The following is a 13,253-nucleotide window of genomic DNA, read 5'->3' on the forward strand; positions in this document are numbered from 1 at the left end:
CTCTTATTCCTTTACCGAGCCTAGCGTAATCCCGTGAATGAAGAAGCGCTGCAGGAACGGATAAATAATCAATACCGGAATCATCGCGATAAAAATTTTGGCCGCATTCAGCGTCCGGTTGGACAGCTCGCTGAGCCGCTTCAGCTGCTCCGTATCCATGGTACTCGCATCGATCACGACGACCAGCTGCTGGATGTACGTTTGCAGCGGATATTTATCCGCCTTTGACATGAGCACCAAGCCGTTAAAAAACTCATTCCAGTGGTACACGATGCTGAACAGCGTAACGGTGGCAAGCACCGGCACGGCCAGCGGGATGAACAGCTTCACCAGCATGTACCATGGTCCGGCCCCGTCGACAAGCGCCGCCTCCTCCAGCTCCTTCGGCAGGTTGCGGAAGTAGTTGACAACCAGAATGACGTTAAACATCGGCACACTGTGTCCGAGCACAAGCGCCCAGATGCTGTTGATCAAACCAAGCGATTTCACGGTTTGGTACCAAGGAATCAAACCGCCGTTGAAGAGCATCGTGAATACGAGAACCCACATCAGCACATTGCGAAGCGGCAGCTCCTTGCTCGTTTTGGACAAGGGATAAGCCATTAGAACCGTTACCACAAAGCTGACGCCGGCCCCCAGCACGACCCGCTGAATCGAAATCCAAAAGGAATTGAAAAATTTGCTGTCGCCCATAATCTCTTGATAAGAATTGAGGTTCAAGCCCACCGGCCACAGCTTCACAAGACCGGCCTCAGCTGCTGAATTGGTGCTTAACGAGATGGCGAGCGTATACCAAAGCGGCAGCAGGCATAGCAGCGCAATGCCGACAAGCAGTACCACCAGCAGCCCATCGAACACCCTGGAGCCAAGCGTTGCTTCTCTGACCATAGCCATGCTCCTTTATTAGAAGATACGATAATTGGCAAACTTTGAAGCGAGCGCGTACGAAATGATGATCAGCAAGAAGCTGATGACGGATTTGAACAGGCCCATCGCCGTAGCCAAACCATACTGCAGGTTAACCAGCCCCGTACGATACACCCACGTATCGATAATATCGCCCGTCGAATACACAAGCGGATTATATAAGTTAAAAATTTGGTCAAAGCCGGCATTCAGCACATTCCCGAGGCTCAGCACCGCCAGAAGCACGACCGTCGTGACAATGCCGGGAATCGTCACATACCAAAGCCTTTGCAAGCGCGTAGCCCCGTCAATGGCTGCCGCCTCATAGAGCGAGGGATTAATCCCCGTTAAAGCGGCGAGATAGATGATCGTATTGAAGCCGAACTCCTTCCAAACATCGCTTCCGACAATTAAGAAGGGGAATAAATCCGCCCGGCCGAAGAACAGCACCGGTTCGCCCCCGAAGGCCGTTACCAGATGGTTTACCGGTCCTTGATAAGCAAAGACATCCAGCAGGATCCCCGAAAGAATGACCCAGGATAAAAAATGAGGCAAATAAACGAGCGTTTGAATCCAGCGCTTCAGAATGGCCATTCGCAGCTCATTCAGCATTAGAGCGAAGACCATAGGAACCAACAGATTGGCGATGATTTTCATCACCGCAATATTCAGCGTATTGAATATTACCGTACTGCTGTCACTCAGGGACATTAAATATTTGAAATTTTCCAGTCCGATCCATTCGGAATGCATCATACCAAGGCCCGGGTTGTAGTCCTGGAAAGCGATCACGAAGCCGAACATCGGTACAATGCTGAACAGCGTCAGCCATACATATCCCGGCAGAAGCATGAGATAGTAATGCTTGGCGAAGCCTTTGGACTTCATGCTTCAGCTCACTCCTTCTCTGTCATCGAATGGCGGCGCCGACCGGCGGCCGGCGCCCGCTTGCTTCTTACTGCTTCGCTTGCTCCTCTACCTCTGCCGTAATCTGGTCGCCCCCCTGCTTCTTCCACTCCTGAACGAACGTGTCGAACGAATCGATCGGCGCCGCGCCCATAATGATCTTCAGGAAAGCTTCCTTCTCGAGCTTGTCGAGCGTAGGCCATTTGGATTCCATCGTCTTTGTCATGGAATACGTCAGGCTATATGTCCTCTTATACGGCTTTTGCAGCGCGCCAATGCCTACGAACGTAGAATACATCCGCTTCCATACACCGAAATCCGCATTCGGATTCCAATACTCAATATCGATCTTATCGTACGGCTCCAGCTTCACCTTCTTGACGTTCTCCGCATCCGCCTTCAGCAGCTTATAACCCGGCAAATCCATATCCTCCGGTTTCTTCGTGCCGGCGAGCACTTCCTTCATCATTTTGTAGGTGACATCCATTTCATCCATCGGTGCGAAAACGATACGAAGCGGGTAGTTATCCAGCGATACCTTCACGTCCATCTTCGATTCGTCGCGCAGCAGCAGGTTCTCCAGCTTCAGCGCCGCTTCCGGATGCGCATAACCCTTACGGACAACCAGGAACTTATTGGACGGCGTCCCCATATGCGGGGTAAACTCGCCGCTTGCATCGAGCGGGGCGGTATATGCCTGCCAATTCGCCTTCGGATCGTTCTTGATGGCATCGCCCAGCGGACCGTAGCCTCCCCACCACATGCCAAACCAAATGCCGGCTTTACCGCTCTTAATCAGCTCAGCCGAGTCCTTTCTCACGCTGATTTCCTTGTCGATCAGCCCTTTGGCGTACCAATCGCGCAGCTTCGCGAGAGCGGTCTTGGTCTCCGGCAGAATCGAGCCGTACACCGCTTTGCCGTCTTTATCCTTCAGCCAGAAGCCAGGATATGCATGGTAGGAGGAAAACACCGGATCAAAGCCGTAATTGTTATTGTTCGGAGCAATAAAGTTCGCATGCAGCAAACCGCCGGATTGCGGTCCGACGATTCCCATCGTATCCGCTTTGCCGTTGCCGTCCGGGTCCTGTTCCACGAACGCTTTGGCAACCTTCTCCAGCTCATCGATTGTCTTCGGCGGCTGCAAGCCGAGCTTATCCAGCCAATCCTTGCGAATCCACATGAGATGAACCATATCGGACTCCGTGGTAACGTTTGGAATAGCCAGCATTTTCCCGTTAAAGGTGACTGCCTTCATCGCCAAGCCCTTGGTAGAGTCAATAATGCTCTTCACAGCCGGAGAGGCATAATTCTTGTATACCTCGGTTAAATCCGCCAGCTGGTTCGCTTTCACCATCTGCCGCAGCTGCGTGTCGTTGACGATCATGGCGTCCGGCAGATCGTTGCTTGCGATAGAAAGATTCACCTTTTGATCGTAATCTTTGCCGGTTGCCGCCTGCCAGGCGTTCTTCACCTCGACGTTCAGCTGCTCTTTGACATAGCGGGTATATTGGTTATTCTCTGTGCTGTCTCCAGGCGGAAGCGTCTTATCGGAGGGATTGACCTCCTTGCCGATGTTGATCGTAACCGCTTTCTCGTATTTCCCGAACGGATCCCCCGGAGCGGAGCTCGATGGCCCGGCTTCCTTCGGCGTGTCTCCCTTGGCTTGATCCTTCGTCTCGCTGCAGGCGGATAAGGCAACAAGCATGGCAGCCAGCAGTAACGGAACCGCTTTCTTAGATTTTCGCAATGGATTCCCCTTCTTTCGTTTCATGTATCGTTGCTTCTTACTCTTATAAAGTATCACGAAAGTGCCGATCGGACGGATAGAAAGCGGTTACGACTTCTGTAGGAGAAATGACCGGAGCGCCGGGCCGGGCAGCCCCGAGATATGACATTGATACACCTATTTACCTGACAGCTCTCTACCGGTCTCCTGACCGCCGCGATGCGTCTGCCGGTATTCACTGGGCAGTATGCCCGTGTGCTCGCGAAAGGTACGACTAAAGTACTTTTCGTCCGAATAGCCGGTCTGCTCGGCGATCCAATGTATCGGCTTATGGGTATACAGCAGAAGCTCCTTCGCCTTCTCCATGCGGATATGCCGCAAATAATCGTTAAACGTCCTTCCGATCACATCCTTGAAGCATTGGCTGAAATAGCCGCGGCTCATCAAGACCCTTCGAGCCATATCCGCCGCTGTCACGGCTTGATCCAGCTCTTCATGCATTAGCTGCTTCGCTTTCATAACCGCCTCGACCACTTCCTGGGAATAAGTCGACCGCTGGAGCGCCTGCCGGATGTGATCTCGTGTCGCATGCAGCCAGCTTACGGTATCGTGCCAACAATAAAGGGCATCCGGGAACGCAATGGGGGACATGCCGAGAGGCCCGAACAACCGGTTCCACTCATCGATTAGGGAATAGAGCAGTCCGATCAGCTTGACTTCCGGCAGCCGAAGCTGCTTCAAGCCCTCTACCAGCTTCGTAAACACGGTATCCTGTCGAACCCAATCCGGGGTTGACCAATCCGCTTTGGCCAGCGTCAAATTCTCCTCGGCCTTACCGGCAAGCAGCTCACCGTCCTTTGAGGCGATCCCCTCCTTGTCTTGCGTCACGACTTCGCGGATCAGGGCTTTATCGCCAGGTGCATAATCATAGAAAAAATCCCTTTCCCGATAGCGCTGCAACCAGGCTAACGCTTCCTTCCGCGTTACTCTCCGAAGACCGTTAAGCTCAATCAAGGACCAATCCTTGCCATCCTGCAAAGCGGCGGTCCAGTGCTTTAGCAATCCTTCTCCCGCAGCTTCATCGGCCGGAAGCCAGAGATACGTGTTCAAGCCTGCTTCGGATAACGTACCGCCGGAAAGTGACGGTCCCAGCTCCGTTTCCTCCAAAGCCTCTGCATGCTTCGGAGCAAGCAGCACATAACCGCGATCCGTCAGCCATTTCGCATCCCGCCCGTTCCGCGGATCCGGCGTCACGGAAACGCTGCTCTCCCGTATTCTCTCAGCGATTCTTCCCAGCACTTGGTCGAACCGCTCCTTCTCCAGCTGAACCTTGGCAATATAGTCGATGGCTCCAAGCCGCAGCGCCTCCTGGATATATTCGAAATCCTGATGGAGCGTCAGTACGACGATGTGAATTTGCGGATAACGCTTGCGCACCTCCCGCATCAATTCAATGCCCGACATCACCGGCATCGCCAAATCCGTCAGAAGCAAATCCACAGGGTGACTTCCCATGAATTCCAGCGCCTTCTCCCCGTGATTCGCTTCCCCTACCACCTCCATGCCGAACTCAGCCCAGGGCATGGCGGAGATTAAGCCCTTTCGAACCAATTTATCGTCATCGACAATCAGCACTCGAATGCTGCTCATGCGATTTCCCTCCCCTGATCTATCGGTATCGTTACATAAACGCTTGTGCCCTCGCCTACCGTACTTTCAATGACAAGCGACGCCGTCTCGCCGTATTGGCTTTCCAGCATTCTTTTGACATAGTTCATGCCGATTCCCATCCCGACCTTGCGATTATCCGCTTCCTTCTGTGTAAGCAGCTGCCGGATCGTTTCCTCTGTCATCCCGGCGCCGTTATCGCGGATCGATATTTCCATCAAATCTCCGGTCCGCTTCACATCCACCTGGATATATCCGTCGTCATGCAAGCCGTGATACAGTGAATTTTCTACAAGAGGCTGCAAAATAAACCGCGGAACCGGAGCCTTCAACACTTCTTCATCCACATGGATGCGCACATCAAACTGAAAATCATAGCGGATCTGCTGAAGGATAAGATACTGCTGAAGTGCGTCGATCTCCTCCTGCATCGTAGCCGTCTGGCCCAGCTTGCCGAGATTGTAGTACAGCAGTTTATTCAAGGAAAGGACGAGCCGGTCGATTTCGTTCTGCCCGTTCATGACAGCCAGCCAGTGCACCGTGTCCAATGAGTTCATGAGAAAATGAGGGTTGATCTGATACAGCAGCTTCTCGACCTCCAGATCGATACGCCGCCTCTCCTTCTGTTCCACCTCAGCGAACAGCTGCCAGATTTGCTCCTTCATCAGCCTGAATTGATGCAGCAAATGATCGAACTCCGGAATTTGCGTCCGGATCGGCTCCGCAGGCACAGGGGCTTGCGACATTTGTTTGATTTCCCTTTGGAAGTCGCTGAGCGGCCGGTACACCATTTTCCACAGCAGCCAGGCGAGCAGCAAACTGATGCCGAGGAAGAGAAGCGAGAACAGCAGGATCTGCAGAAACCATTGGTTCATTTCCTTGTTGTAATTGGCCTGGGGGATGATCGTCACCATACTCCAGCCTTGATTGCTGACCTCCTTGAACCAATAGTGCCCTTTCAGCGTACCCGAGGTGCCGCCGGCAAAATCGTCGACGGTCGTATGCAGCGGGAAGAGGCTCGGAGATTCGCTATAAGCAATTCTCCCGTCATTATCCAGAAAAATGTGCGACAGCCCATCGACAAACAGGTCGTTATCCAAAATCGTCTGCGTCAAATGAAAGGCGGACTCGATGTAAACGTAAACGTCGTCGCGGCTCGGAAGATCGACCTTCCGCATCGCCGAAAGCACATATTGATTATCGAAGCTGCTGTTGCTTATGTGAGGGCCATAGTAGGAAATTTCGTAGTATTGCGCCAAGAGGGGGAGCTTGTTCGGGTCGAAGCTGTTGCGTACCCCCAGATTTTCGAAGAGGAAGCTGTGGTCGTTGCGAAAATAGTAGAATGTAAGTCCGATCGACGGATTCGTGAAGGTAATGACACGCAGCTGCTCCTTCAGCTCGTCGGTCAGCCCGTAGCGGTCATACGGCATTTCAGCCTCCAGCAGCTCCTCCAGCTTCTTCCCCGCAGTTCCTTCGAAAGCAAGCTGCTGCGATACATGGTTCAGGTTACTGATCGTGCTTTCCAGCGACATGCGAACCTGCTTTAGATTGCTCTGGATCCCCGCTTGAATTTTACCTGTCAGAATCGAGTAGATCGTATAATACGAGATCGAGCCAATCGTTGCAAAAGGGATCAGCACGCTGATCAAGAAGATTAAGGTAATCCTTCTTCGCAGTGTCAAGTAATCGTATAGAGCTGATGTTACCTTACGGGGCCGGGCCATTCGTAGGTTCCCCCTCTAGCATGGAAGTAGGTCAAGCTTAATTGTTCATAATGTTATCACAATCTTCGAGGGAAAAACTATCATAACTTGAAGCCGCTAACAAAATGATGCGTTTGCCTCAGTGTCTCCTCCTGGACAATACCACTAAAAGAGAAGAACAAGCGGCTTTGTTATTCCGCTTGTTCTTCTTGCATTGTATATGTATCCTGAGGAACCGGATGCTACGCCCTATCCCATCCAGGGCTGCCGCTCGCTTGTGACCGTCATACCGCTCTCAAGCGCTTTGCCAAGCAAAAGGTTGAGATAGTGATCATGCGAAGCCTCCGCCAAGGAATAGAAGCTTTCGCCGCCATTCACGTAATCGTACATTTTGCGGAGGCAGGTGGCGATCGCGAGCTCATCGTCCGTCAAACGCGCCGGGACGAATTCGTTGGAATACACCCACGCCTCACCCAGCAAAATACCCTTGAGATAATAGCCCTCAAGGTTCCCGTTCTCTCCTGCATTCATTCTCCGAAGCTCCGCTTGAACGGGCGTATGAAAGTTATGAAGATAACGTACGGTATCGTTGTGGATTTCCCCGCGGGTACCCCGGATCAGAACTCGCGGGGACCGGATCCACGAGAAATACTGGTCTCTGGTAAAATCGAATACTCCATGTTTATCCGGAAACTCGAACCAGGCGATATCTTGATGGGTAGGAATAAGCTCCTCCCGCTGCGGTTCCCCCCCGCGGTCCGGTCCTGCCGTAATGCGTGAACCGAACCGTTTGGCAGTAATCCTTACCTCATCGAAGCCTACACCCAAACACTTGCGAAGCAGAGCAATCCCGTGATAGCCATGAGCCAAGCTTACTTGGGCATGCGAAATCTCACCTAGCTTTCCCGACCGGACGATGTCCAGGATCGCCTGATTTCGCGGCTGAAACGGATATTGCTCTGCGACCTGAATTTTCGCCCCGGCGTCAGTGAACCTCTGGAGCTCGATCAAACCGGACAGATCAGGCGCAGGAGGCGTCTCCGACAGTACCGGTACTCCACGCTCCGTAAGCTCGGCAATATATCCGGGACATGCTACCCAAGGAACGGACAATACGATAAACGAGGGATCCGAAGCTTCGAGCATCTTATCCAAGCTGCGGTAGGTCCGTACTCCAAACATGCTTTCGATCCGTTTCCCTTTTTCCGCATCGCGAACAACCATTCCGGCGACCTCGAACCGGGAAGGGAGCGCTTGGGCAATGCGAAGATAAAACTCAGCCCTCCAGCCGCCGCCGATAATACCGAATGTAATTTTTTGCTCCGTTTGACTCATTACTCAGCACCTGCCTATACCAATGTTTCTGCACCCTTTAATAATATTATTAACTCACGATTTTACCTGTACATATATCGTGCATCAAAGTTATTTTAGCATAGCTAGCCGGAGAATCCCTATAGATAACGCTATTTCGACGTTCTTTTCGTCAATTTTTACTTGTTTCCCGAAATGTGATTTTTGCAGCTGCTTCTGCGTTATAATCATCATTATCATTCATTTACAGCCAGGAGGCATTACCTATAATGCTGCATTCCCATTTACCGATTGCACAAAATCCGTTGAAAACAAAAGAGAATTTACGCATTGCTTTCGCTCAATTGACCGATCCGTTAAAGTCTTACTACAGCAAAGGCTCCGCCCGGCTGCAAATGGGTCACAGCGGTGCCAGCTATAGTGATGATGTAGCGGGATACGAAGGGTTTTCGCGAATTCTTTGGGGACTTGTCCCTCTGCTAGCCGGCGGGGGGACCTCGGAACTCACTGAAATATATAAGCAGGGCATCATCAATGGCACCAACCCGGACCATGAAGAATATTGGGGTGCCGCAACGGATTATGATCAGCGCTCTGTCGAGATGGCCGCTTTCGGATTTGCTCTTGCACTCATTCCGGACACATGTAAGGAATGGCTGAACCGTGCCGATCTAGACAGACTAGCGACGTGGCTACGGTCCATTAACGAAAGTAAGCTTTGGGACTGCAACTGGCTGTTTTTCCGGGTATTGGTTCAAGTCGGCTTTAAAAAGGCCGGGCTGCCCTACGATAAAGTACTCACCTACCGTACGTTGGATGAAATCGAGCGCTTCTATCTTTCCGAAGGCTGGTATGCAGACGGAGTGAAAGGTCACAGCGATTACTATATTCCGTTTGCACTCCATTATTACGGGCTGCTCTACGCTAAGCTCATGGAAGATGAAGATCCGGTGAGGTCCCGCCTGTACAAGGATCGCGCCGCACAATTTGCCAAACAGTTCATTTATTGGTTTGCAGAAGATGGTGCCGCTTTGCCGTATGGCCGGAGTCTTTCTTATCGGTTCTCACAATCAGCCTTCTGGGCTGCGCTGGTCTTTGCTGAAGTACACCCGTTCCCTCTGGGAGTAATGAAAGGAATACTACTCAGAAACCTAAGGTGGTGGTTCCGACAGCCGATATTTAACAACGATGGCACTTTAAGTATCGGCTATGCGTACCCTAACCTGGTCATGGCGGAAAATTATAATGCCCCTGGCTCGCCCTATTGGGCTTTGAAATCATTTCTCCCCTTAGCATTACCGGATGATCATTCGTTCTGGCATGAAGAGGAGCTGCCGTTGCCCGCAATGGAAAACCAATCGGTACAACAAGCCCCCCATCTCGTCATATGCCGACGTAATACAACCGCGGGAGCTCATGTCCTTGCTTTTAATTCCGGGCACTTATCGACGAATGAACATACGCATACATCCGCTAAATACGAAAAATTCGTCTATTCTACTTTTTTCGGATTCAGCGTACCCAGAGCGGAGTGGGGACTCGCTCAGGGCGCCTACGACTCCATGCTTGCCTTGAGCGAAGGCGATAATTTATATCGGGTAAAGAGAAGATGTGAAGAAATATCCGTTACGGAAGAAGGGATCTATGCCAGATGGATGCCTTGGGAGAATGTAAAGGTGCGGACCTGGATCATTCCGGGAAGCCCCTGGCATGTGAGGGTCCATCGGGTGGAAACGGCTAGAGATTTGGATGCGGCGGAGGGCGGATTCGCTCTGGGTATGGAAGCCGATTCGAATGCAGCAGCATCCACCGGGATGGTTCAGCAGCAATCGGTAGATGGGCTGTTTGCACAATTCGGCAATGGGATCAGCGGAATAAAGTTATTATACGGCAGTGGAAGCTTAGAGTTGATTTATCCGAACGCGAATACGAATTTGATCCATAAGCGAACCGTCATTCCGACGCTAAGGGCTGCACTGCAAAGGGGGACTCACTGGATCGCCACTGCCGTATTCGGCGAACCATTCGATGACACATCATTGAAGCTTTGGAGCATGCCTCCAAAGTCCGAGCTTAGCAACGAGCATCTTATCATTACGATGCCGGGCGACACGAAGCCGGTTTTTCAACAAAGAATCCGTTAACTGCAGAAGGGCCTCCCGAACGGGCAGCCCTTTCCGTCTTCTCCCCTATGCTATTTCTTTTCAGCCTGGACAGCTTTGTCGATCTCCTCGTCGAGCTCCCTGAGCGCCGAGTTCACATCCTGCGAGCCCTTCAACAGCTCGTCGAATTTCTTGGTGGTCAATGGCTCGGCGATTTCCCTATATAAGTAGGTCGGGTATTTCACCGGTTTGCTTTTGACTATACCCGCGACGTTCTTGCCGCTTAGGGAAGGATCATTCTGCCCAAACACCTTCAGAACGGCATCGCTGGTTAACGGGGAGATGCGGCCGGCCTTGGACACGTTCATCTGCACCTCATCCGAGGTCAGCACTTCCATAACTTGAAGCACTTGATCCATATGCTTTGTTGTCGGAACCGCTCCTACCATATACACCGTCGAATTCCCATAAATATTCGGTCTATCCTTGTAATACGGATGCTGGACAACGTCCCAGTTGAATCCTTCTTTCTCCGCTTCCTTAAGCCGGGAGAACAGGTTCGTTTCATTCAGCATCGCAATCGAACGATCCTTGATAAAACCGTTGACTCTGTTCTTATTCGCGTCCTTCGACGGCTCGTTACCGGGAATGGAGTAAATTTGCTTTCCGAGTTCGAACACGCGCTTCCAGCCTTCGCTGGACATCATCGGCTTCTCCGTTTTGCGGTCGATATATTCCAAACCGAGAGGCTGGGCCATTCTGACGATGCTGCCCAAATCCCATCCGCGGTACTGGATGCCGTTGTCAAGCCGCGTCAGCTTCTTGGCAAGCTCCAAGGCATCCTCCATGGTCATGCCGTCCTTCGGGTACGGGACTCCGAATTTATCGAAGATATCCTTATTGTAGTACAGCGCATGAAATCCGGTTTCGATCGGGAGACCATACAATTCCCCTTTTTCGGTTGCGGCGTATTGAATATCGTCCAGATAGTTTTGGCCGAATCGGCTCAGGTCCACTTTATGCTGCTGAAAAAGAGGCTTCATATCCATGGTAAGTCCGCGCTCTTTCAACCCCGGCATATTCCCGTTAAACGAGAGGTAGAGGTCGGGTAGCTCGCCCGATGCAATGATCTGATCGTAAATCTTAAACGTGTTGGCGCTAATGAGCTCCAGAGTAATATGGGGGTACTTCTTGGTGACCGGTTCAATATACAGCCGTGTAAATTCGTCGTTAATGGGAAGGTGCACGGCAAACTTAAGTGTAACAGGCTGTGTGTTTACGGTCTGTTCCACTGCTTTCGGCGTGCCTTCGTTTCCGCTTCCACATCCTGCTGCCATTATCATCACAGAAATTGCCAACAACGCTGTTCGAGTTTTCAACGATTTACCACCCTTTCTATGCAAACGCTTACCATTTCATATTACACAGCAATTTATTTCTTGAACATACAGCAATCATTCATGTAGAATATACTTTATTTCATATAAGGAGCCAAACTATGGATGCGCCTGCTTTGTGGGATCAGACTCTGCTAATGGTTTCTCATGCTTACTTCGAACGGAAAGAAAAGTTTGAAATGAATGCGGACTCGTATCCCGTTTGGGTACTGTTTGCCGTTGAAACGGGCAAATTCCGGTTCCGGATCGGAGCGGAGAGGGGGGAAGCAGGTCCCGGGGAACTAATTTACTGTCCGCCGGGGTTGACGTTTTATCGCGAGATGGTGTCTCCGCTAGGGCTTCATTACATCGGCTTCGAATTTGCGGGCAGTCCGTTGCCCGAGCCGCAGCCGCCGTCCGTCCTCTCCCTTCCGGCGGACGGCAAGCGGCTGGCGTCGAACTTCGCTTATTTGCGAAAGCTTCATCTCGCAGTTGATCCGCGCAGCGCCCTGCGCAAGCAAATGATCCTTAATGATATATGGCAGCTTAGCTGCGAGGTATGGGAAGGAGAGCACCGGCAGGATGAGCTGTCACGCCTCGCGGATTCGGAGGATGCTCTGATGAACCGGGCGGCGGAATGGCTGTACCGGCATGCTCATAGTCCTTTCGGCATGAGCGAGCTGTCCCATATGCTCGGACTTAGCCCCGTGCAGTTTACTCGCCGTTTCCGCAGATCGTTCCGCATGACCCCGTCGGACTTCGTCCGGTCGCTGCGCATCCGCAAAGCAGCCGGTCTGCTGCTGGATACCGACTTGACGCTGAATCAAATCGCTTCCCGCTGCGGCTTTGAGAACGGCTTCTATTTAAGCCGGGTATTTGCTCAATCCATGGGCATGAGCCCGTCGAAATACCGCGAGCTTAACCGCGTTTAACGGCATTTCCGGATGTTTCGGGCAAGTGCTTCACGCAATCATATAGCAAATATTCCCACTTTTCGCCTTTTTGCGCAATTGTCGTTACGGAAGTATTGCGCAGTTCGTCGCCGGTGCTCTCGTCCTGCATCAGCTCCTTCAGGGTTTGACCCAGAAAATAGCCGTGCGTGACGACGAGCACCTTCTTGCCGGCATACCGCGATGCGATATCCTGGACAAAGCTCTTACCGCGGGCTCGCATCGACTCATGGGTTTCTTGTCCCATATCCAGGTCTCTCCAGTTCTCCCCCCACCGCTCGATCCGTTCCGATTCGATGGTGTCGGCGATTTTGCCTCTATCCATTTCCCGAAGGCGTTCATCGAAGAAATCGACAGGCCGGCCGAGTGCAGCCGATATGATTTCCGCCGTCTCCCGGGCCCTTCTAAGGTCGCTGGAAATAAACACGTCCCAGCCCTCCTCGGAAAGCCGCTTCGCAACTAAGGACGCTTGTGCCCTCCCCGTTTCATTCAGCGGATTTTGCGTATGGCCCTGCGCTCTTCTCTGAATGTTATGATCGGTAATGCCGTGTCTCACGAAAGTAATAGTAGTCAAGGCCATCGTATATCTTCTCCTTCTTGAA

The 13,253-nt window shown here is 51.9% G+C and carries 10 protein-coding genes; 2 read left to right on the top strand and 8 right to left on the bottom strand.

Annotated elements, in window-relative coordinates:
• Nucleotides 1-3 precede the first annotated feature (3 nt).
• The 6 genes from QMO62_RS28740 to QMO62_RS28765 form a co-directional block, all read right to left on the bottom strand.
• Nucleotides 4-888: a carbohydrate ABC transporter permease gene (locus QMO62_RS28740; protein WP_284645925.1), complete on the bottom strand. Its 885-nt coding sequence runs from the start codon at nucleotides 886-888 to the stop codon at nucleotides 4-6.
• Between the two features lie 15 nt (nucleotides 889-903).
• Nucleotides 904-1,794, bottom strand: coding sequence for an ABC transporter permease (locus tag QMO62_RS28745; protein ID WP_284645926.1), 891 nt, complete (start codon nucleotides 1,792-1,794; stop codon nucleotides 904-906).
• Nucleotides 1,795-1,861: 67 nt separating this feature from the next.
• Entirely contained in the window at nucleotides 1,862-3,517 is a 1,656-nt protein-coding gene (locus QMO62_RS28750) for an extracellular solute-binding protein (RefSeq protein WP_372516758.1), read from the bottom strand.
• Between the two features lie 198 nt (nucleotides 3,518-3,715).
• Complete coding sequence (locus tag QMO62_RS28755) at nucleotides 3,716-5,188, bottom strand: response regulator (protein WP_284645928.1); 1,473 nt, start codon at nucleotides 5,186-5,188, stop codon at nucleotides 3,716-3,718.
• Nucleotides 5,185-6,930, bottom strand: coding sequence for a sensor histidine kinase (locus tag QMO62_RS28760; RefSeq protein WP_284645929.1), 1,746 nt, complete (start codon nucleotides 6,928-6,930; stop codon nucleotides 5,185-5,187). The genes QMO62_RS28755 and QMO62_RS28760 overlap by 4 nt, the downstream gene beginning before the upstream one ends.
• A gap of 228 nt (nucleotides 6,931-7,158) precedes the next feature.
• Complete coding sequence (locus QMO62_RS28765; protein WP_284645930.1) at nucleotides 7,159-8,244, bottom strand: Gfo/Idh/MocA family protein; 1,086 nt, start codon at nucleotides 8,242-8,244, stop codon at nucleotides 7,159-7,161.
• Between the two features lie 248 nt (nucleotides 8,245-8,492).
• Here QMO62_RS28765 and QMO62_RS28770 point away from each other — a divergent pair, with 248 nt between their 5' ends.
• Nucleotides 8,493-10,367 carry a DUF2264 domain-containing protein gene (locus QMO62_RS28770; RefSeq protein WP_284645931.1) on the top strand — a complete coding sequence of 625 codons (1,875 nt, stop codon included), beginning with the start codon at nucleotides 8,493-8,495 and terminating at the stop codon, nucleotides 10,365-10,367.
• 50 nt (nucleotides 10,368-10,417) lie between these two features.
• Here QMO62_RS28770 and QMO62_RS28775 read toward each other — a convergent pair whose 3' ends face one another.
• The gene (locus tag QMO62_RS28775) at nucleotides 10,418-11,662 is read right to left on the bottom strand and encodes an ABC transporter substrate-binding protein (RefSeq protein WP_284645932.1); all 1,245 of its coding nucleotides are present in this window, start codon (nucleotides 11,660-11,662) and stop codon (nucleotides 10,418-10,420) included.
• Nucleotides 11,663-11,823: 161 nt separating this feature from the next.
• Here QMO62_RS28775 and QMO62_RS28780 point away from each other — a divergent pair, with 161 nt between their 5' ends.
• Nucleotides 11,824-12,633 carry a helix-turn-helix domain-containing protein gene (locus tag QMO62_RS28780; RefSeq protein ID WP_284645933.1) on the top strand — a complete coding sequence of 270 codons (810 nt, stop codon included), beginning with the start codon at nucleotides 11,824-11,826 and terminating at the stop codon, nucleotides 12,631-12,633.
• Here the strand turns inward: QMO62_RS28780 and QMO62_RS28785 are convergent.
• On the bottom strand, nucleotides 12,620-13,231 hold the full coding sequence (locus QMO62_RS28785; protein ID WP_284645934.1) for a histidine phosphatase family protein: 612 nt from the start codon (nucleotides 13,229-13,231) through the stop codon (nucleotides 12,620-12,622). The two genes, QMO62_RS28780 and QMO62_RS28785, sit on opposite strands and share 14 nt — an antisense overlap.
• Nucleotides 13,232-13,253 lie beyond the last annotated feature (22 nt).

The sequence above is a fragment of the Paenibacillus silviterrae genome (genome assembly GCF_030167925.1).
Lineage (GTDB): Bacteria > Bacillota > Bacilli > Paenibacillales > NBRC-103111 > Paenibacillus_G > Paenibacillus_G silviterrae.

What these genes read in the sequence shown, in the direction of transcription:
- QMO62_RS28740 (WP_284645925.1), bottom strand. Translation starts at nt 888, where the DNA reads ATGGTCAGAGAAGCAACGCTTGGCTCCAGGGTGTTCGATGGGCTGCTG.
- QMO62_RS28745 (WP_284645926.1), bottom strand. Translation starts at nt 1,794, where the DNA reads ATGAAGTCCAAAGGCTTCGCCAAGCATTACTATCTCATGCTTCTGCCG.
- QMO62_RS28750 (WP_372516758.1), bottom strand. Translation starts at nt 3,517, where the DNA reads ATGCTTGTTGCCTTATCCGCCTGCAGCGAGACGAAGGATCAAGCCAAG.
- QMO62_RS28755 (WP_284645928.1), bottom strand. Translation starts at nt 5,188, where the DNA reads ATGAGCAGCATTCGAGTGCTGATTGTCGATGACGATAAATTGGTTCGA.
- QMO62_RS28760 (WP_284645929.1), bottom strand. Translation starts at nt 6,930, where the DNA reads ATGGCCCGGCCCCGTAAGGTAACATCAGCTCTATACGATTACTTGACA.
- QMO62_RS28765 (WP_284645930.1), bottom strand. Translation starts at nt 8,244, where the DNA reads ATGAGTCAAACGGAGCAAAAAATTACATTCGGTATTATCGGCGGCGGC.
- QMO62_RS28770 (WP_284645931.1), top strand. Translation starts at nt 8,493, where the DNA reads ATGCTGCATTCCCATTTACCGATTGCACAAAATCCGTTGAAAACAAAA.
- QMO62_RS28775 (WP_284645932.1), bottom strand. Translation starts at nt 11,662, where the DNA reads ATGGCAGCAGGATGTGGAAGCGGAAACGAAGGCACGCCGAAAGCAGTG.
- QMO62_RS28780 (WP_284645933.1), top strand. Translation starts at nt 11,824, where the DNA reads ATGGATGCGCCTGCTTTGTGGGATCAGACTCTGCTAATGGTTTCTCAT.
- QMO62_RS28785 (WP_284645934.1), bottom strand. Translation starts at nt 13,231, where the DNA reads ATGGCCTTGACTACTATTACTTTCGTGAGACACGGCATTACCGATCAT.